This window comes from Micromonospora sp. NPDC049139 (assembly GCF_055586845.1).
The window spans coordinates 14,081-34,027 of the sequence record NZ_JBVJHK010000011.1; the positions used below are offsets into that span (position 1 = coordinate 14,081).

16 protein-coding genes are annotated in these 19,947 nt (G+C 68.6%); 10 read left to right on the forward strand and 6 right to left on the reverse strand.

Annotated elements, in window-relative coordinates:
* Positions 1-4 precede the first annotated feature (4 nt).
* The 5 genes from ACZ6Q9_RS19400 to ACZ6Q9_RS19420 all read right to left on the reverse strand — a co-directional run bounded on the left by ACZ6Q9_RS19400 (position 5) and on the right by ACZ6Q9_RS19420 (position 5,810).
* A complete protein-coding gene (locus ACZ6Q9_RS19400; protein WP_396827167.1) occupies positions 5-1,396 on the reverse strand; it encodes a UDP-glucose dehydrogenase family protein in 1,392 nt (463 codons plus the stop codon).
* A 197-nt stretch (positions 1,397-1,593) separates the two neighbouring features.
* A complete protein-coding gene (locus tag ACZ6Q9_RS19405) occupies positions 1,594-2,208 on the reverse strand; it encodes a GTP cyclohydrolase II (protein ID WP_396827169.1) in 615 nt (204 codons plus the stop codon).
* Positions 2,205-3,080: a class I SAM-dependent methyltransferase gene (locus ACZ6Q9_RS19410; RefSeq protein WP_396827170.1), complete on the reverse strand. Its 876-nt coding sequence runs from the start codon at positions 3,078-3,080 to the stop codon at positions 2,205-2,207. The genes ACZ6Q9_RS19405 and ACZ6Q9_RS19410 overlap by 4 nt, the downstream gene beginning before the upstream one ends.
* 4 nt (positions 3,081-3,084) lie before the next feature.
* Positions 3,085-4,365: a hypothetical protein gene (locus ACZ6Q9_RS19415; protein ID WP_396827172.1), complete on the reverse strand. Its 1,281-nt coding sequence runs from the start codon at positions 4,363-4,365 to the stop codon at positions 3,085-3,087.
* A complete protein-coding gene (locus ACZ6Q9_RS19420; protein WP_396827174.1) occupies positions 4,362-5,810 on the reverse strand; it encodes an NAD(P)-binding protein in 1,449 nt (482 codons plus the stop codon). Before ACZ6Q9_RS19420 ends, ACZ6Q9_RS19415 begins: the two co-directional genes overlap by 4 nt.
* A 438-nt stretch (positions 5,811-6,248) precedes the next feature.
* Between ACZ6Q9_RS19420 and ACZ6Q9_RS19425 the strand changes: the two genes are divergently transcribed.
* Positions 6,249-7,655 carry a hypothetical protein gene (locus ACZ6Q9_RS19425; protein WP_396827175.1) on the forward strand — a complete coding sequence of 469 codons (1,407 nt, stop codon included), beginning with the start codon at positions 6,249-6,251 and terminating at the stop codon, positions 7,653-7,655.
* A 302-nt stretch (positions 7,656-7,957) separates the two neighbouring features.
* On the opposite strand, the gene ACZ6Q9_RS19430 is transcribed toward ACZ6Q9_RS19425, so the two are convergent.
* Positions 7,958-8,781 (reverse strand): IS5 family transposase gene (locus tag ACZ6Q9_RS19430; RefSeq protein WP_396827561.1). Its coding sequence is split into 2 segments (ribosomal slippage): positions 7,958-8,491 and positions 8,494-8,781, totalling 822 coding nucleotides; the frame shifts between segments, so codons are not numbered across the junction.
* Between the two features lie 355 nt (positions 8,782-9,136).
* On the opposite strand from ACZ6Q9_RS19430, the gene ACZ6Q9_RS19435 reads away from it, so the two are divergent.
* The 9 genes from ACZ6Q9_RS19435 (at position 9,137) to ACZ6Q9_RS19475 (ending at position 19,851) form a co-directional block, all read left to right on the forward strand.
* Positions 9,137-9,661: a hypothetical protein gene (locus ACZ6Q9_RS19435; RefSeq protein ID WP_396827177.1), complete on the forward strand. Its 525-nt coding sequence runs from the start codon at positions 9,137-9,139 to the stop codon at positions 9,659-9,661.
* 681 nt (positions 9,662-10,342) lie between these two features.
* The gene (locus ACZ6Q9_RS19440) at positions 10,343-11,482 is read left to right on the forward strand and encodes a DUF932 domain-containing protein (RefSeq protein ID WP_396827179.1); all 1,140 of its coding nucleotides are present in this window, start codon (positions 10,343-10,345) and stop codon (positions 11,480-11,482) included.
* Positions 11,483-11,680: 198 nt separating this feature from the next.
* Positions 11,681-12,217, forward strand: a complete 537-nt coding sequence (locus tag ACZ6Q9_RS19445) for a hypothetical protein (RefSeq protein ID WP_396827181.1) — start codon at positions 11,681-11,683, stop codon at positions 12,215-12,217.
* A 161-nt stretch (positions 12,218-12,378) separates the two neighbouring features.
* Positions 12,379-14,067, forward strand: a complete 1,689-nt coding sequence (locus ACZ6Q9_RS19450) for a ParB/RepB/Spo0J family partition protein (protein WP_396827183.1) — start codon at positions 12,379-12,381, stop codon at positions 14,065-14,067.
* Positions 14,068-14,418: 351 nt separating this feature from the next.
* Complete coding sequence (locus tag ACZ6Q9_RS19455) at positions 14,419-15,204, forward strand: hypothetical protein (RefSeq protein WP_396827185.1); 786 nt, start codon at positions 14,419-14,421, stop codon at positions 15,202-15,204.
* Between the two features lie 378 nt (positions 15,205-15,582).
* Positions 15,583-16,002, forward strand: a complete 420-nt coding sequence (locus ACZ6Q9_RS19460; protein WP_396827187.1) for a hypothetical protein — start codon at positions 15,583-15,585, stop codon at positions 16,000-16,002.
* Positions 16,003-16,244: 242 nt separating this feature from the next.
* Entirely contained in the window at positions 16,245-16,937 is a 693-nt protein-coding gene (locus ACZ6Q9_RS19465) for a hypothetical protein (RefSeq protein WP_396827189.1), read from the forward strand.
* A gap of 507 nt (positions 16,938-17,444) precedes the next feature.
* Positions 17,445-18,971, forward strand: a complete 1,527-nt coding sequence (locus ACZ6Q9_RS19470; protein ID WP_396827191.1) for a hypothetical protein — start codon at positions 17,445-17,447, stop codon at positions 18,969-18,971.
* A 238-nt stretch (positions 18,972-19,209) separates the two neighbouring features.
* Positions 19,210-19,851 (forward strand): GGDEF domain-containing protein, encoded by a 642-nt coding sequence (locus ACZ6Q9_RS19475; protein WP_396827192.1) that lies wholly within the window; start codon positions 19,210-19,212, stop codon positions 19,849-19,851.
* Positions 19,852-19,947 lie beyond the last annotated feature (96 nt).

Genomic DNA, 19,947 nt, shown 5'->3' on the forward strand with positions numbered 1-19,947 from the left:
ATCTTTAGCCGTGAGGGCGTGGGGCGATAGCTGGTGCGGTCATGGTCAGGTATCGGTATCCGATTTCGGTGAGCCTGTCGGCGTTGAGGCAGTGTCGTCCGTCGAGGACGAGCGGTGAGCGCATGGTGGGGGCGAACTTAGCCCAGTCGAGGTCGCGGTAGTGCGTCCACTCGGTGGCGACCACGATGGCGTCGGCGTCGTCGAAGACGTCTTCGACGCGGGCGGCGAGGTGCTCGGCCAGGGTGGGTTGTTCGCGGCGGAAGCGGTCGGCGGCGACGGGGTCGTGCAGGGTGATTCGGGCACCGCGTTCGAGGAGCAGGTTCGCGATGTCGATGGCGGGTGAGTCGCGCAGGTCGTCGGTGTCCGGTTTGAACGCGAGGCCGAGGATGCCGATCTTTCGGCCTTTGATGATGTGGAGTTCGTCGAGGAGCCGGTCGACGACCTTGCTGCGTTGGCGGTGGTTGACGTCGCGGGCGGCGGTGACGATCGGCGTGGGAAGGTGGTACTCGCTGGCGGTGGCGATGAGCGCTGCGGTGTCTTTGCCGAAGCAGGATCCGCCCCAGCCGATGCCAGGGTTGAGGAAGCGGGGGCCGATGCGGGCGTCGAGGCCGGTGCCGCGGGCGACTTCGCGGATGTCGGCGCCGACCTTGCCGGCGATGGCGGCAATCTCGTTGATGTAGCTGATTTTGAGGGCGAGGAAGGCGTTGGCCGCGTATTTGATCAGCTCGGCGGAGGCCAGATCGGTGGAGACCAGCGGCACGGCGCCGATGCCGGCAGGGCGGGGCAGCACGGTGGGCGGGGTGAAGGACTGGTTGAGGATGGGTCGGTAGAGCTGGTTGAGGACGTCCAGGCTGGTCTGGTTGTCGGAGCCGATGACGATCCGGTCCGGGTACAGCGTGTCGGCGAGCGCGGTGCCCTCACGCAGGAACTCGGGGTTCGACGCGACGGCGAATTGCCCGTCAGGCCGGTGGCCGTGGTGGCGCTCGTACGCCTCGCGCAGGATCGCGTCGACCCAGTTGCCGGAGCCGATCGGGACGGTGCTCTTGTTGACCACGACGGTGAAGTCGCCGCGCAGGTGCTCAGCGACGCTTTCGGCGGCGGATCGCAGGTACCGCAGGTCGGGATTGCCGTTGTCCAGTTGCGGCGTCTGCACGGCGATGAACACGACGTCGGCGTCGGGCACGCCGACGGCGTAATCGGTGGTGAACGTCAGGTGCGAGGAAGCCTGCTCGAGAAGCGCTTCCAGGTGCGGCTCGTAGATCGGGCATTGGCCGGCGCGCAGGGTGTCGATCTTCTGCTTGTCGAGGTCGATGCAGGTGGTGTCGTGGCCCAGGAAGGCCAGGCTGACGCTGGTGGTCAGACCGACATATCCGGTACCGACAACGCAGACCTTCATTGAGCGTTTCCTCTCCCCGCCAGCGACAGCGACGTGTGGTGATCCGGATTCGAGATATCAGCGGTGCCATAAACCAGACGTCGGCGCGCCACCATTCAGGTGGGGGTCGGCCGGCGTGAAAGCCAGGCCCCGCCTGCTGCACGCCGGAATGATACATATCACCGGCGCGCGGCGGGCGGCGTCCAGAGGACGTGCGGTCAGGAAGCAGCGGCGGCCGCGCTGCTGTTCAAGTGCCCGAGCAGGGTGTCCTTCTGCGCGAGGTAGTCCCGGTTCGCGGAGGTGACGAAACCAGAGAGTGGGACACGGTCCACGGCGATCCCGGCGGCGCGCAAAGCGTCAATCTTGTGCGGATTGTTGGTAGCGAGGTCGACGGAGGTGACGCCGAGCCAGGTCAACGCGTCCGCGGCCGACTGGTAGTCGCGACAGTCGGTCGGTGCGCCGACGGCGGCGTTCGCGGCGACAGTGTCGTAGCCCTGGTCCATGAAAGTATAGGCGCGGATCTTGGCGGCGAGGCCGATGCCGCGGCCTTCATGGCGCAGCAGGTAGAGCAGGATCCCGTAGTCCGATGCACCGATCAGCCGCAGGGATGTGGCCAGCTGAGGACCGCAGTCGCACTTGAGCGATCCGAGCAGGTCACCGGTGGCGCAGGCACTGTGCATCCGTACTAGCGGGATCTGCTGCTCCGCGGGCCGGGGGCGGTGCACGGCGACGAGGACTTCTTCGGGTCCCGTCTGCGAGCCGAAAACGTGCAGTTGAAGGTGCCCGTGGGCGGTGGGCAGGTCGCAGCCGGCCAGCCGGACGGTGGTGGTCATCTCGTCTCCTCCACGGTGGTGCCTGGGGTGGGCTTATGGGCGATCAGCAGAACGTGTTCGGACATGCCGAGCAGTGAGGGCTCTGCCTCGATCCGGCGGATCGCGCGCAGGAGCAGCTCGCAGCGGAGCGGGTCGCGTAGGCGCTCGGCGAGGTCGGGTAGCAGTTTCGCGGCGCCTTCGACCGCGAGCAGAGCGTGCGGGCGCAGGCCGGCGGTGGTGGCCTCTGCGGCAAGTTCGTCCGGGGTGTGAAAGTAGCCGGTGGTGAACAGCCGCCGGTCACCGGTCGGGTTGCGGTGCTGCCCGTCGCGCAGATGCCGGGCCAGGATCGCCTCTACGGCCGGCTCGTCGTAAAGGTCCTTGGCGAGGTATTCCCAGGTGGTGTAGAAGCGCGACGTCGCTGCGGCGATGACCACTCCGCCCGGAACGAGGACGCGGTGAGCCTCGGCCCAGGCGCGGGCGCGATCGGCGGCACTGGTGAGGTGATACAGCGGACCAAGCAGAAGAACAGCGTCGCAGCTGCCGGAGCCGAGCGGCAGCCGGCGTGCGTCCCCGCGCAGGATCGACGCAAGCGGCGACTCGGCGTGGGCGGACGCGGCAGCGGCTTGCTCCAGGTGCAGAGGGACGGGGTCCACGAGGTGAACATGGCAGCCGTCCGCGGCCAGCGAAAGCGCGTACGCGCCGGGCCCGCCGCCGACGTCAGCGACCGTTCCCGCTGCGGGAAGGTGACGGATCAGGATGTCGAGGGTACGCAGATACTCGATGCGGCGACGCGAGTCGCTCAATCGCCCCTGCTCGGCCCCGTGGGTGTAGAAGGCGAGGATCTCCGGGCTAATGCTCGCTGCTGTGGCCGCGTCGGGCTGGTGGCTGGCCACGCTGTCACCTCCGGCCATCGCAGTCCAGCACCGCGAGGAAGCCGTCCTGGAACTGTCGACGCAAGCGGGTCTGCTGCGCCGACATGATCGGACCGCGGAAACGGTCGAGGATCGAGGCAACGCCGCCTCCGATCGCAGGGCTGCTACCGACGGCGCTGAACAGCTTGAACTGCATCACGACTGACACCGGCGAGTGGCCGCGCGAACTGTCGGGTTGCGGTGGGGACCAGAATCCGAGGTGATAGTCCAGGCCGGCCAAGCTCAGGCACCGGTTCGCGAGGTCCATGTCGGCCCGCATCAGGTCCAGCTCGCGGGCAGTGACGTCTCGGATCAACGACCTCAGCATGACCAGGCCGCGCCGGGCGGGCTCCGATAGCCACGTGAGGTCGTCGAGGTTCGCCGCTACCTGACCGGGCGGCAGCAGTCCTGGCCGAGTCCACGGCGGTGACGGCGCCGAGTTGCCGGTGAAGCACTCCCGCAGTTGCGCGTACGCGCCCGCAGCGACGTCATGCAGCTCGACGAGGAGCCGCGCGCAGGCGGCATCGGACAGGAATTCCCAGCCCGGGAGGGCGATTTTAAATCCGACCGGACCACTACCGGGGTAAAGATCAGCGTCGGCCGCCAGGCGGCAGCCGGCGGGCAGCGGCTGTCCACGGACTGCGTCGCGCATGATTTGCGCGGCGAGGTGCGCGATGGGGTCAATCAGCGCCCGCCGCCGGTTCACGTCGCTCACCTCGCCCAGCGGCACGATCGAGGCGTCGCGGTAGGCGGTGGCGGGCCAGCAGTTGAGGTGCCAGTGCATCCGCTTGTCCCACCACTGCCCGTTGTCTCGGTCGGTCGTGCACGGGTCGTAGTTCGTGCCGATCATCAGCTGCGCCCTGTCGAGACCGAACCGGCGCCGAGTCGGGCCGGCATCGACGTAGCGGACGAACCTCCCGCAGATCGTTAGCAGCGCAGTCAGCATGGCCTCGGGGACATCACTGACCGACGACGCGGTCACTTCGTCGTCGCCGACCGTGGCCAGCAGCATCAGGTCGTAGACGCTGTGCGGGAACGCCTTGTCGATGACCGCGATCCGGTCCCCGGAATGTCCGGCGGGGTATTCGCACAGAATGTTGGGGCCGTAGTGGTCGCGGTAGTGCGGGCTGAGGTTGCGCACGTCCGGTGGCGGCGCGGCGAGTCGCGGCATCGGGAGGCTGGGGATGACCGGCAACGTCATCGCGGAGGCCGGGTAGAGCGGCCCGAACCGGTCCGCGACCGAATGGCGGGTCGTGGCGGCGGTCATGCCGGCTTGCCGTTCGCGATGGCGTCGCCGGCGGCAACGCCCATCATGGCGGCCTGCACGATGCCCTGGGCGATCCCGGCGGCATCACCGACCACAAAAATCGGCAGGCCCGGCACCTTACAGTCCTCGTCAACCGGGACCCGGTCCCACAGGAACTCGACCTCCGGCCCAATCACGAGAACGTCATCGACAAGATCATCTACGGACATGCCGGTGCCGGCGTGGTCCAGAATCGAGCCCATGACACGGCGGAAACTCTCGATGAGGCTGGCGTGCTCGGCACCGCTGAACAGGCTGTCAAGCCGCGCGGTACTCAAGTCCTTGACGGACGGCTCAAACGTCATCGACGCAGCCAACTCCGGCCAGCTACGCGGCTCGGCCGTCTTGGCCATGAACGCTCGGAGGCTCTGCGCGACCGGCCGGCCAGCGCTGAGCCGCCAGTAGTCGGACAGGATCTTCGCGCGAGCTTCGGTGCTGGTGCCGGGTCGGGCAAGCTGGCACAACAGGCCAAAGTTGGCTGCCAGCGGCCGTGCCCCGGGGGCACGTTCGGTGGTTTCGTGCCCGTCGAGAGTGATCACCTCGCGCCCGAACGAGCGCTGGTAGTTGGTGAACTTGATTCGGCCACCGTTCGGGCCGCCACAGAAACAGAACGTTTTGGTCTTCCGGTTCACCTGCTCCATCTGGGTGATCTTCAGGTCGGGGTGCTCGACGCCGATCGCGGCCAGCACCTCGGCCCTCGTCTCGAGACGTACGCCGAGCGACATGTCCGGCGCGATCGTCTGCACCCCGAACGCCGTCAGGAGGTTCTGTGTGCTGGTCACCCCGTGCCGGCCCGTGGCCAGCACCAGATGCGCTGTCTCGACCGTGACGGGGCCACCGTGCGTCGCTACCGTCACCGTCAGGCGATCCTCGCTGAGGGCAGCGGCGACCAGTTCCGACTTCTCCCACACGGTCAGCGCGTCGTCGCGGAAGCCATGCAGCGCCGTGAGCATGTCCCGGACCTGCGTCTCGCCTAGGACCGCGACCGGGTATTCCCGGATGGTCAGACCGTTACCGGCGAACGCCTTGATCACCGGCGCACCAAGCCTCGTGCCGTGCAGCACCGGCTGCTCCGGCAGTGGCGCGGTCAGGAACTGGAACGCGCGCTCGCACAGTTCGCCGGCGTGGTCCTCACCGAAGTGCTCGATGAGGCGGCGGCCGGACGGCAGCAGACTCAACTTCACCCCGTCGCCGTAGTGCACGCAGCCGCCGAAGCCGCTGATCACGTTGCAGATCCCGGCGCACCCCGTGCACCGCAGTCCTCGGTCGACCGGGCACGGCCGATTCCGTATTCCCCGCCCGGCTTCGAGCAGCAGCACCCGCCTACCCGGGGCTTGGCGCACGACCGTGTGGGCGCAGGCCAGACCACCCGGGCCGGCGCCGACAACAACCACATCGACGTACATAGGGAATCCTTCCTTGCTCAGATCGGGGGTGAGCAGCCGCCGTGCACACCCGGACGCTCGGTACGGGCCCGGTAGCGGCACCCTCGGTACACCGCTGCAGCCGACGTGGATCGGCAGCCCGAACCAATGCGTGGCAGAGCCACCGCCCGGAAAGGGCGCCCAGGAAACACTGCGAGCCGAGCGGCGGACGACGTGCGGGCATTGCGGCCTCCTCGGGGCTGCCGACGGAGAGCAGGCGTGAACCTCGCGACGAGGTGCGGAACCTGGTATCCGCCTGTCGACTGTCGCCTCTGACGCGCCCCCGGGGCAGGTGTCGGCACGGTGCCGTCGGTGGGGATCGCGCGGAACCTGGTGCGGATGGTGCGGTTGCTTCTCCGCCGCCAGGCGGGCCGCTACCGTCGAACCGAACCCGCGGCGCCCGGAAGAGAGGCTCCAACCGTGGAAGCCGACCCCACACCCGCCCGCATCAACCAGCGTCTGTCCGGCCTGCTCCACGACGCGGGATGGCGACCGGAGGCCCTAGCCCGACGAATCAACGCCGTCTTGGCGGCACGCGGCAACAGCCGCAGAGTCCACGCCAAGACCCCCTACAAGTGGATCACCGACGGCGCCGTGCCGCACGGAGACATACCCGACCTCGTCGTCGAGATGCTGTCCACCCACCTGCAGACCGAGCTGGTCTACGCCGATGTCTGGGGTCAGGTCGCCTCGCGTGCGCAGCCGGCCCTGCCGGCGAACCACGCAATGGATCTACCCTGGGACTGCAACGGACTGCTCAGCCTCGTAGGGGGACCCGTGCCGACCCGTCGCACCATCATCGCCGTCACCGGCGCCGCGCTGACCGCCCCCGCCTGGACCGCGCTACAGCAGCCCGTGCCGGACCTGGTCGCCGCCGCAGGCGAAGGCGGCCCCGTCACCACACCGCTGTTGGACATGATCGACACTGTCGTCGCCCACGCTCAGCGACTCGACGACAACCAGGGAGGCGCCGCGCGAGGATTCGTCGGCGATCAATTCAACGCGGTCGCCCGGCTCCTGCGCCGCGCCTCCTACAACGCCGCCGCCGGCCGCCGTCTCGCCGCCGCCCTGGCACAGCTCGCACAGACCGCCGGATTCATGGCATTCGACGCCGGCGAAGACGGCGTCGCGCAGCGCTGGTATCTCACCGCCCTGCGCGCCGCGCACGCAGCCGCGGACCCAGGTCTCGCCGCCAGCGTATTGGCTCTCATGTCCAACCAAGCCGCAGACCGAGGCCACGCCCTCGACGCCCTGCAACTCGCGGCAGCGGCGCAAGAATCCGCGAGGAGCACACCACCCGCCGTTCGCGCGTTGATCGCCGCCCGTAGCAGCCTCGCCCACGCCGTTGCCGGCGACATCGCCAGCTACTCACAGATGCGCCACAACACCCTCGAACTTCTCAATGCCAAACCCGACGCGCCGCTTCCCCGATGGGCCTCTTACATCGAGCGCGTCGAACTCGACGCGATCACCGGCCGTGGCCTCGTGGTCCTGGCCGAGCGGGTGCCGACACGACGCAAACAACTCCTCCGCGAAGCCGGCCAGCTCCTACACGCCCGTGCGCACACCAGAGCCGATGAAGCGCCACAGCGCTCCGCCCTACGCCACGGCGCATGGCTCAGCCTCGCCCACCACGCCGCCGGTGACCTCGACCTCGCAGTCAGCACCGCCCGGCTCGCCCTCGGACGTCTACCCGCTGTCAACTCCGCCCGCAGCGTCGAGCTGCTGCTGCGACTGCACGACGAACTCGCTCCCGCTGCCTCGCGCTGCCCAGCCGTCCGCGACCTCGTCACCGAACTACGCACCCTGCCAACACCAGGGCGGTAGGACGTACCGCGGCTACGCAGCGCACCCTTATCCCGCACCCGATATCGATCGAACGACCAGTGAGCGGCCTCACCTACAATCTGCGTCGAGGGATCATTCGATGAGCGACCACGAGGTGCCTCCATCTGTCCGTGCCCGGCGGCTGCGTCACGGGGATCGGGTGCGGATCGTCGCCCCGGCCAGCCCGCCGACCCGCGAAGGCGTTCGCCTGGGCGGTGGAGGTCGCCATGCTTCACCGTCGGCTCGGACCTACCGTGCTGCTGGCCCCACTAGCCGCGCAGGTCTAGGCCGTGTCTCCTGGATCATGGCTTGGGGTGGTCCGGTTTCGCGCGTAGCCAGATGAGGATGTCGGCGATCTGCACGGTGGCGCGGTAGCGGCAGGCGAGCTTGTCGTACCTGGTGGCCACGGCGCGGAACTGCTTGCGCCGGTTCATCAGCCGTTCGATGGTGTTGCGCTGCCGGTAGCGGTGCGGGCGGAACGTGGGCGGGCGACCACCGCGTGACCCTTTCCGGGCGCGGTTGGCCTTCTGGTCGTCTTTCTCGGGGATGTCGTGGGGGATGCGCCGGTCCCGCAGCGCGCGGCGGTTGCCGCGAGAGCTGTACGCCTTGTCCGCGGAGAGGGAATCGAGGCGTTTGCGGGGGCGGCCGATCCGGCCGGGGCGGGCTACGGCCACGTCGTCGAGTAGCCGTACCAGTTGGCGGGTGTCGTGGTCCTGGCCCGGGGTCAGGTGGCTGGTCAGGTTTCGGCCTCGCCCGTCACCGATCGTGTGGATCTTCGTGGTCCACCCGCCGCGCGACTTGCCGAGTCCTTCCCGTCGCGCTGCATCACGGCTGCTCAGCCCCCTTTACGCGCGCCGGCGGCGTGCTGGTGGGCACGCACGATCGTGGAATCGGCGTTGCCGTGCCAGTCCAGGTCCCCGGCAGCGTCCGCGTCGGCCTGCAGCATCGCCTCGATCCGCGCCCAGGTCCCGTCCTCCTGCCAGCGGGTGAAGCGCTTGTACAGCGTCTTCCACGGCCCGTACCGTGCCGGGACGTCCCGCCACGGCACCCCGGTGCGTACCCGGAACACGATCCCGTTGATCACCTGTCGGTGATCACGCCACCGCCCACCACGCTGCGGCGTCATCGCCGGCAACAACGACGCGATCCGCGCGTACTCGACATCAGTCAACTCGAACCGTCCACCCACGACAGCTGTGAATAGCCGAACCGAAACCAAAGATCCAGGAGACACGCCCTAGTACAGCTACGCAATGTCCAGCCGCTTCAGCAACCGCACCACCCTGCGCAACTTCCGGGGTGACCACGAACCACGCTGCTACGATCGGCACCACTTCGGCCGCACGCCTACCGCTCGCGCGGTACGGCGCGCGGATGGGGCTGTTGGTGAATCAGCGGTCGGGGGGTTGCCGCTTCGTTCGTTCGCGGACGATGTTCCCCCGGCCGCTCCAACCACTGGCCCGACACGGACAGGGACAGGGATGGAAATCCGGGACATCGGTGGTCGGCCGCACACGGACATTGCCGGCGCAGCCGAGCTGACCGGACGGTCTGAACAGACAGTGCGACTCAAGACGTCGCCGAAACAGCGAGCCCAGGGATCAGGCTGGCCTGCATCGATTAAGCAGGACAAGAAGGCGTGGTTCCCCATCGATGAGCTGGAGCGCGTCCGAGACGTTCTGTTACCGCAGATCGTCGAGGCTTCCCGCGCACGGGTCCATCACGTCGACCTTGACGGCGACCCCGAGGAACTAATCTCCGCCACCGAGTTCCGGGAGCTGCTCACCATCACGCAAGGCGGATGGGACAAGTACGTCGGCCTCAGCCGGGCAGCGTGGGACCGCAACGAGGACGGCTACCTTCCCTTGCCTGACCATCAGGAGCCCGCGCCAGTGCAAGGAGTTGTCCGGTACTGGAAACGCCGCCGCGTACAGGAGTGGATCAACGCCCGGACCGGGAAGGTGCTCGGCGCCGATCTGCCCGACGAGCCGACAGCTGCCCCCTGACACATCACGATCCGCCGATGGCATGACCCACACGACGGGTCAACGCCCAAAGGATCTGTTGTACGGCAGACGCCACGCGACCTCGAGTACGCAGCTCGCACCAGCCGGGCTCGCCGCCCTGCCGGGTACGCCGGATCCAGAAGCCGCCGCGCCGGTTGGGCTGAATCGACCTTCGGTCGATGGCCTCCAGCCGGGTCAGCGTCCCGCCGCTGAACCGCGGCGCCTCGCCGGCGAAGCAGGCTCCGGGAAGGGTGAGGACCTCGCCGAGCCTTCCCGGCGACCTGCCCAAAGGGCAACCATGTGCGGCTGTGGGGGTCAAGCCGCACCCCAGGCTTGACCCCCACAGCCGCACATGGTCGATCGGCGATCAGGCCACCGGGAAGGCTCTCTCACGTACGCCAAATAAATGACCATGCCACCAGTCCCCCATTTTGGTCCCGGTCGTTCGCCCGATGTCCGGGCGAGGGCACTCGCCTTCCCGGCAGCTCAAAGAGGTTAGGCCGTCAGGTTTCAGCCGACCGACCTCCGCCGTACGGTTATACACCGACCACCCAACGAAACCTCCAACTCAGAAAATCCGAAGTGGACCAAGAAGGCTACATCATGTATCATTAAATACATGAGGGAGGGGGACGGCACCCCCCACCTCACAACCAACAGCCTCAACCGAAGGGATCAACGGTGAGCAACACGCTCGACACCATCCCCCTGGCCGCCCGGCACGCGACCCTGCCGGACCTGCACCGCATCCTCAACATCCAGCAGGCACACAAGCTCGACATCGTCGCCGGCACCGCCATGCTGCGAGCCGAGGCCGGGCACCTGCGCATCACCGGCGCAGAACCCATCATCAGCGAGTCCGGCGTCACCCCCTCCGACGGGCTCTACCGGCCCACCGAGCTGGGCGACGCGGGACTCGGCGAGAAGCTCGGAATCCCCACCAGCTACCTGCGCAAGACGCGCGCCCAGGCGCTACCCCTCTACGACGCCAACGTCAACGGCTGGCTTGGCCTCAGCCAGGGCAAGCGCTACCTCGCCCGCTGCCTGTCCGACGGCAACGGCGGCGGCATCCTGCGCGCCTTCCTCAGCGACGGATACAAGATCATCGATAACCTCGACGTGCTGATGGCCGTCCTCGCTGGAATCCGCGAGTCGGGCATGAACGTCAAGCTGGAATGCGACCTCAGCGAACGCCGGATGGTCGTCCGCGTGCATTCCGAGGCCATCAAGACCCTCGCCCGTAACCTGTTGCGCAACTACCGCAGCCCTTTTACCGGAGCCACCGGCGCGGACAACCCGACCGTCTTCGCCGGCCTCGTCTTCACGAACAGCGAGACCGGCTCCGGCGCGTTCACCGTCACGCCCCGCATCGTCGTGCAGGTCTGCGACAACGGGCTCACCATCACCAAAGATGCCCTGCGAGCCGTGCACCTCGGCGCGAAGATGGACGAGGGCACCATCCGGTGGAGCAACGACACCCACCAGGCGAACCTCAACCTGATCGGCAAGCAGACCCGCGACGCCGTACGCCGCTTCCTCGACGTCCGCTACGTGCAGCGCAAGATCGAAGAGATCGAGGAGAAGGCCGGCCGGCGGATCCCCGACCCCGACCACACGATCCGGGTCGTCGCCCAGCGGCTGCGGTTCACCGAGGACGAGCAGCGGCTCATCCTGGACCACTTCATCGACGGCGGCGACCGCACGGCCGGAGGCATCCTGCACGCCGTCACCAGCGCCGCCCAGACCCTCACCGACCCCGACGCCGCCTACGACATGGAGGGCGCCGGCATCCGGGCAATGGAACTCGCCGCCACGCTCTGACCCGATGTCCGGGTGCCGTCGGCGCAACCCGCCGGCGGCACCCGGACCCAGCGCCCAGCCGCACGGCCGACCGCGTCGACGCGCATCGAGCACGCCGACGCGGGCTACCGCTCCCGCACCGCACGGCCCCGGCAACCTGGCTTCAACCCGCCCGCGGTCGTGCGCTGCAACCCATCGCTGCGCACCTTTGGAGAAGCAATGCCCCTGTTCATCGGGTTGCCCCACGGCGTATCCCTGCCCCGCAACCTTGCCGAACCCGACGCCCGACACCTCGTCTCCGTACTCGCCCGCACCTACCAGTGGACCGGGCCATTGTTCGGCCGCGCGGAAGTCGAGGCGTACCTACGTGCCCAGGCCGACAACCCCGGCAGCCTCCACGACCCAGCCCTGAACGCCGAGGACTGGCACCGCGTCCAGAACACCGCCGCATGGAAGAACCTCGCGGCAACAGCCCGCCGCGCCGTCACCACCGCCGACGTGATCGGCCAGGCACTGCGCCAAGCCGGCCTGTACTGCGCCCAATGCGACTCCCCCATCGCCGGTCCCTCGAGCGCCAATTGGGGGCTCTGCCCCACCTGCCTTAACGCCGCCGATCTCGGCACCCTGCAGACCCGCCCCTGCCCAGCCGGCGACGGCGCAAGCCCTCACCGCTGGAACAGCACCACCTGCACCGAATGCTCGATGCCCGCCCCAGCCGCCCGCCTCCGCCTCACCGCCGTCGCCACAGCCGCCTGACCCGCCGCGCGACGTTCCACCGTTCATTGACAAATCCGCAGCTACCCGACACGGACCCACCAGAGCCGCTGAACGCAGCGGCCTTGAAACCACCGATCCGGCCCGGACGGCAACCCGGGCCTGACCGGCCAACCAACACCCACAACCGGAAGGACACACCCGTGCTCCCGATCACCGCAACCGAAGCGCAGCCCAGCGCGGACACCGACCAGCTCAGCCCTGACGGGCTGCCCGACCTGTCGACCACCCCCACCGACCCGGCGGAGGCAGCCGACACCGAGCACGCCGTCGCCAAGCCCGCCCTGCCCGGCGACTACGAACTGCTGCCCATCAAGCAGATCAGGCCCAACCCCGACAACGTCCGCGACGACGCCCAAGCCCTGCCCGGCATCGTGGGAAACCTGCAACAGGACGGCGTACGCGGGCTGCTCGCCCCGGTCATCGTCACGCCGCTCGACGACGACACGTACCTGATCATTGACGGTGAGCAGCGATACTGGTCCGCCGTCGAAGCCGAGCAGGAGTACCTCCCGGCCATCGTCCGGGACGACCTGGCCGGCAACCGCGAGCAGATCATCAGCATGCTGCGGCAGGTCCACCGCAAGGACCCCACCGCCGCGCAGCAGGCCCGAGGCATCCAGCAGCTCGCCCTCGACGGCATGAGCGACGAGGAGATCGCCCGCAGCACCGGCTACCACCCCGAACAGGTCAAGGCCGGCCGCTGCGTCGCCGCCCTGGACAAGCACACCGCCGAGCGCACCCACGCACTCGGACTGGACTTCACCCAGGCCGCCGCCCTCGCCGAGTTCACCGACGAACCCGACACCATCGGAACGCTGCTGGAGGAAGCCGAAGACGGCGGGCCGTTCGCATTCGCCCGAGCCGTCGAACAGGCCCGCTCCGCCCGCAACGCCCGCGAAACCGAAGCCGCGCGCCGCGCCGAGCTGACCGCCGCCGGGGTGACCCTGCTGCCGGAACACCCCGGCTACCACGACACGAAGGTCAAGGAAATCTGCGACCTCCGCGACGCCGAAGGCCAGCACATCAGCGCCGAGGACCACAGCGCCTGCCCCGGCCACGCCGTCCTGCTGTACCTGGCCTACGACCACCGCCTCACCGAACGCACCTACTGCACCGACTGGCGCAAGCACGGACACACCCAGTACAGCTACAGCACCACCACCCGCAGCGGGCCCATGACCGAACAGGAGAAAGCCGAGCGGCGACGCGTCATCGAGAACAACAAGCTGATGGAAGCCGCGAACACCGTCCGCCGTGAGTGGCTGACCAACCTGCTCGCTGGCAAGACCCCGCCCAAAGGCACCAACAAGCTCATCGCAGAGATGCTGGCCGACTCCGGGTACACCCTGTCCACCTGGATCAACGGCGGCCGGAAGATGCTGGACTACCTACTCTCGCCCGGCAAGACCAAGCGGGCCGGCACCAGCCGAGTCCCCGCCCGCGTCAGCGACGCCCGCTACACGGTCATCTCCCTGGCAGCCATCGCCGCCGCCAACGAAAGCGCCATCACCCGCAGCTCCTGGCGTGCCCCGGACCCGGCCGTCGCGAAGTGGTTGCAGTGGTGCATCACCAACGGCTTCCAGATCGGCAAGGTCGAACAGCTCATCATCGACGGCGTCACCAACCGCACCACCAACCGGCGAACCGAACTCACCGTGGCCACCACCAACACGGAGCCGGACGACCCGAAGCCCACCCACGACAAGGACGAACCCGAGCAGCCCGACACTGCGACCCAGGACGTCGACGCGGCAACCAGCGCCACCGCCGACAGCGTGGACACCGACGAGGAAGCAGACCCCGACACTGCACACCGGCTCGCCGCCTAACCGCTGCCGGTCGGGGGCCGCACCCGGCCCCCGACCGGCAGCACCGAGGGCATAGCCGCGCGCAGGCCAGGCCCCGTGGACACCACCCACGACGAATCAGCCTGTCCAGCAGCCTTCACCCCGGCCGAGGCCAGCACTCGTGCCCAAGGACGCGCTGTGCTCACGCCGGCCACCATCCGAGCACGCGAGCCCGGAATCCACGTACGCCGAGCATGCGCGCTCCGTGCTGCCGCACCCGCCTCTACAGCCGCCGGAGCCACACCTCGCAACCCTCCGCCCGACCCTGCTGCTGCGGCAGGCAGCCGCCGCAGCGCCTACTCCCCCGCCCGCCGCCCCAGCAGAAGGAGACCCATGCCCGCGCTGATCCCGCACACCAACCAGCCCGTACCCGCCAGTCCGCCGACCGGCCTACACGTCGTCCAGTACTCCGGCGGCATCGGCAGTTGGGGCGCCGCCCAACGCATCGCCGCCGAACACGGCACCACCAACATGGTTCTACTCTTCGCAGACGTCCTGACCGAAGACCCCGACCTGTACCGCTGGCTGCACGACAGCAGCACCCAACTCGGCGTACCCATCACCCGCGTCGCCGACGGACGCACCCCCTGGCAGCTCTTTCACGACATCCGCTACCTCGGCAACAGCCGCATCGCCCCCTGCACCCACACCCTCAAGATCACCCCCTGTCGCCGCTGGCTCGAAACCCACGCCGACCCCGCCGCCACCACCCTCTACATCGGCCTCGACGCCTCCCCCCGCGACCGCAACCGCGCCCCCGCCATCGCCGCCGGCTGGACGCCCTGGACCACCCGCTTCCCACTACTCGACCCGCCCCACCTGACCAAGGACGACCTGCTCGACTGGGCTCGCCAGCTCGGGCTACGCCCGCCCCGCCTCTACGAACTCGGCATGCCCCACAACAACTGCGCCGGCGCGTGCGTCCGCGCCGGCAAGCGCCATTGGGCGCGCCTGCTGGACGTACTCCCTGACCAGTACGCCACCGCCGAAGCGGCAGAACAACAGCTACGCGAACATCTCGGCGACGTCTCCATACTCACCGAACAACGCCACGGTCAACGACACCGGCTGCCCCTACGGAATCTGCGCGAACGCATCGCCGCAGGAGGCCAGCCATGACCGCCCGCCGTGCGCATCCCCTGTTGAACGCGAGTTGATCCTGCGCGCGCGGCGGCCCGGACCACTACGACGCCCTGGCCACCGCGCCCTGCCCGAGCAGGCCACAACCTCCAACACAGGCACTGGCGGCTTTTCTCCCGGGCCCGTCGCGCTCCAGACCGTTGCTCCCGCGGGCACCGGGCGGGCCGGAGCACCTCCGCGCCGCATCAGGTCCGCAGCCGGCCCGCCCTGCCGACTCCGCGCACACCACGATCCCTTCGCCCGGCCTCCGAGTCCCGCAGCCAGGCTGACCAGATCAACATGAGCATGTATAGTAATGATTACTAATGGAGTTGGCGAACCTCCAGCCCAACCCACCAACCCGATCGGGACGCAACCATGCCGAACAAGCCGCCCGCTCAGAACACTGCGCCAACACGCCACGCGCCCATCGGCACGCTGGCTCCGCTCGACGCGCTCGGAGACATCGTACGGCTCGTCGGACGTGACGGCCGGTGGCGCCTCTTCCGGGACAACAATCCCCACGGCCTCCGGCTCGACGGCGGTGACGACGGGTGGACGCTCACCCGCGAGTTCCACGCCCACGTCACCTTCGCTGGCGGCGAACGCTGGGAGATGATCGCCGAGCCGTCGCCTGTCTGCGCTGGCGGCTGGGACGCCCAGCGGCGCGAGTATGTGGCTCGCAGACTGCCGACCGGACATGTGATCGCCAGCGGCGACACGCAATACGGGGTCCTGGCGCGCGCCGCGCGACGTTGCCTACCTAACGCCAGGCACCGGCCGCCGCAAGAACAGTGACCGCCCAGCAGCATCCCTGGGACCACTGCTGGGCGACGGCCGGGGGGTTAGTTTGGCGAACTCCCCCCGGCCGCCTGGCGTCCGACGCCACACAGGCCCCAACAAGCCAATACGCCGAACACGTGCCGCCCATCGTACGGCAGTATTGCCCCCTGGCCGCGAAGCAGACCATGAGAAGCGCCCTCAGCCGCCACCCGCCGGCCGTCCGATTCGCCAACCAGTTCGTACGGCATCATCACTCCATGTCCACGCGCTCCCCACACGACCGCGATGTCGTCAACCGGGTCGAAGCAGCGGCGATGCTCGGCATCTCCGTTAGCCACCTCGACCGGCTCTACCGCGAGCGCGACAGCAACGGCTTCCCCGAGCGCGCGGCCGACGGCCGCTCATGGCACCGCGACGACATCGCGAAATACGAACTGCCTCGCGACCAGGCCAGGCGCGGCGCGCGGGACAGCGTCGACCGCTCCGGCGACCCGGACGAGTTGGTCGACACCGCCACAGCGGCCCGCATCCTCGGCTACCGCGACCGAAGCGCCCTCGCCGGAAACAACCCGGTGTGGCTGCGGCTGCAACAGCAAGTGGATGACGAATCCTTGACCCCCGCCGGCCGCAAACGCAGGCGATGGAAGCGTCGCACCGTGTGGGAGCTCGCGGAAAGCCGCATCGGCAAGGGAGGCGCCACGCACACCGGACGGCCAGCCGGCACTCCCCACGGCCACCCTGACCGTTCCGGCGACCCCGACGAACTGGTGGGCAAAGCCGAAGCCGCCAGAGTGCTCGGCTACAGCACCGCCAACGCCCTACCCAACCGCGTACTGGAACGCGCCGATGAGCAGACCACCGGTCCACAGGGACGCCACCGCCGCAAGTGGAAGCGCCAAACGCTGTGGGCCATCCTGGACGAGCAGGGCAGCAAACCAACCCAGCCGTGACCCGCTCGGCCTCCCTCGACGTAGCGCTGCCGTCGACCCCGACCGATCGCCGCGGTTCCGCTCACCGAGACGGCCGGCCCTGGCGGGCCGGGTAAGCCGGAAGCGGCCTCCGGCCGCACTGCCCAAACCCCCTTCACCGGTGGGGGCCGCAACAGGCTAGCGACGTGCTCGCTCCGGTCAAGTCCGGGCGCGGCTCGGAAACATCATGCACACCCCGCATGATCTTTCCTCGAAACCCCGCGCCCGAACTTGACCTCCACTGCGCGCGCCGCGGGTCGAGTGAACTCGCCCCCCACCGCCGAAGGAAGTGGGGGACGCGCCGTGTCCGTACACGGCAGCGTGATCGGCGTAGCCGCCGGCAACCACCAGCAAGATCATCAAAAGCTCATCGACCGGGCGGGCCAAATCGGATAGGTCCATACCGCAGAATGATGTATAGTAATGACTGTTCGGAGGGGACGGCGAACCCCACCGCACACCACACAAACCCCAACCCAAAGGAGACGCATGGACTCCCACGGCGTCGGCGCTCTGCCGATCGTCGAGGGGTACGGCTGCGCGACGTGCGGCGTACCCCTCACCATGATCACCACCCCAGACCACGGGAAGACGTTCCTTCATTCCCGCAACGGCAACGACGACCACGAGCCCAACCCAGTGCCACTCGCACAGCTCGCGCACGTCGAAATGACCTGCGACTTTTGCTCCGCGCCTCGCCCGGTCGCGTCGTTCACCTTCGGGAAACTCGAAGTCGCCATGGTGGCCCCCACCGACGTCAGCGGCATGGCGATGCACAACCTCGGCGGCAGTTGGGCAGCTTGCGAGGGATGCGCACGCCTGGTCGAGCAGCGCGACCCCGAAGGGTTGACCGCTCGCGCCATCAAACGCGCCCGCCGTCGCGGCCTGTCAGATGACGCGCAGAGCTTCTTCCGGCCCCTGCACCAAGCCCTCTTCGCCGCCACGCCCACCACGCCGAAACGGCAACCGCTCCCCTACGTGGCGAACAACCACAGCCGCCCTCCCGCGAAGGACGCCACCGCCGCCCCCGAGGTGCGGTCGCTGCGCCCGCAGATGCTGCCCAAGGTGCGGGATCGACTCGTGCGTTTCTGGCGCACGTCCGGCGGCTCGTATCTCCTGCGCCTACTTGACGGTGGCAAGACATACAAGATCCCCGGGCACCTGTTCCCTGGTGCCCCAGTCGATGCCCCCGCCGCGATCGTTGACGCCCGCAACCCCGAAGCGCTGCGCCAGTACACCGCCCTAATGGCAAATCATGCAGAAAACGGACGCGTGTTCTGGATCGACCCCGATTTCACCACCCTCGCCGCACACGCGGCACGCGATCTTCCTGACGTGCGCGTCGAGCAAGTCGAGATGCCGGCATCCGACGGCCTACTCGTCTGGCACACGCCGATCTATCAGCCGGTGGAGCCGCAGACCGGTTTAACGGTGCCAATCGTCGCGGCGCAGTGGGGACCGATCCCCGGTGGCGTTTGGATCACCTTTTACACCCCCGCCGAAACCCTCGTGCAGGGCCGCCAGCCCACCGAGTTGGAATTGCAGGGGCTACGCGAGCGCATCGGCTGGCTCGCCCCAGTCAGCAGCGGCGCTGGGCTGCGCTTCGGCCAGCCGTACGCACCTGGCAGCGAACAGACGCGCGTGATGCTGTGCTCGCTGATCGCCACGTGGATCCTGTCGACGCAGCCCGACGCTGAAGTCACCGAGGAGCCAGCCGACAAGGCGACGCGCAAGGCGTACCAGCGCGCCAACCGACCCGCGCCAACGGTGCGGCTCGTGCGATTGCGACGCAAGCAGCAGGCCCGCCAGGACAGCCCCGACAGCACGACCACGCGCGTCTACACCCGCCGATGGTGGGTCGCCGGGTTCTTCCGGCAGCAGCCCTACGGCCCCGGCCGCGCACTCCGCCGCCGAACCTACGTCCGCCCTCACATCAAAGGACCGGCCGACGCCCCGCTCGTCCTGACCGATCAGGTTCACGTGCTCGGCGACGCCCGCAAGCGACAGCAGCCGTAGAAGGTAACAGGGGAGTCGGCCGCGCCGGCTCCCCTGTTACCCGTCAATGGCAACACCTCGACAAATGAAAGCGCGATCAGCGTAGCCGCCAGCACATCAAGTCATCCAATTTTCTCGACCGTGCGGGCCGAATTGGATAGACCCACACCATCGAAATAGGTATAGTAATGACTGTTCGGAGGGGACGGCGAACCCCCACCGCGCACCACACAAACCCCAACCCCCAAGGAGCACCCGAATGCACACGGCGTGGCAAACGATCCTGCTCGCAGTCACCACCGCCAACCTCGTCGCACTCCTGGTACACAACCGACGACTTCGCACCGCACTCACCACCGCCCGCCACGAGGCCGACCACGACCCGCTGACCGGGCTACCCAACCGCCGCGCGCTGCTGCGCCACCTGAACGCGCTCCTGGCCGACCACACCCGGCCCGTCAGCGTCGCGCTTCTCGACCTCAACGACTTCAAAGCGATCAACGACCAGCACGGGCACGCCGCAGGCGACCGCCTGCTCATCCACGTCGCGGACACCCTCACCGCGCTCGACCTACCCGCCGCCTACATCGGCCGAATGAGCGGCGACGAGTTCTTGATCATCACCGGCGACGGCGAACGCACCAGCCGCGAGAACGCCACCGCCGCCACCGATGCCCTCGACCGCAGCACCCTCGCGATCTTCGGCGAGCCCGTCAAATGCCGCGCAAGCATCGGCCTCGCGATAGCCGACCAGGGCACCCGTACGGCCTCCGACCTCCTCACCCGGGCTGACGCCGCCATGTACGACGCCAAGCGCCATGGCACAGCCGTCCAGGTGTGGCACCACACCACCGCAACCACCGCAACCACAGCAGCCACCTCACGCCGCCGCTACCGCTAACACCCCCAAGCGCGGCCCGGGTCACCCCACCCGGGCCGCCCCTCCCCCTCGCACCACGCGCGCCATCCGGGCGGAACGCCGAACACCGCCCACACG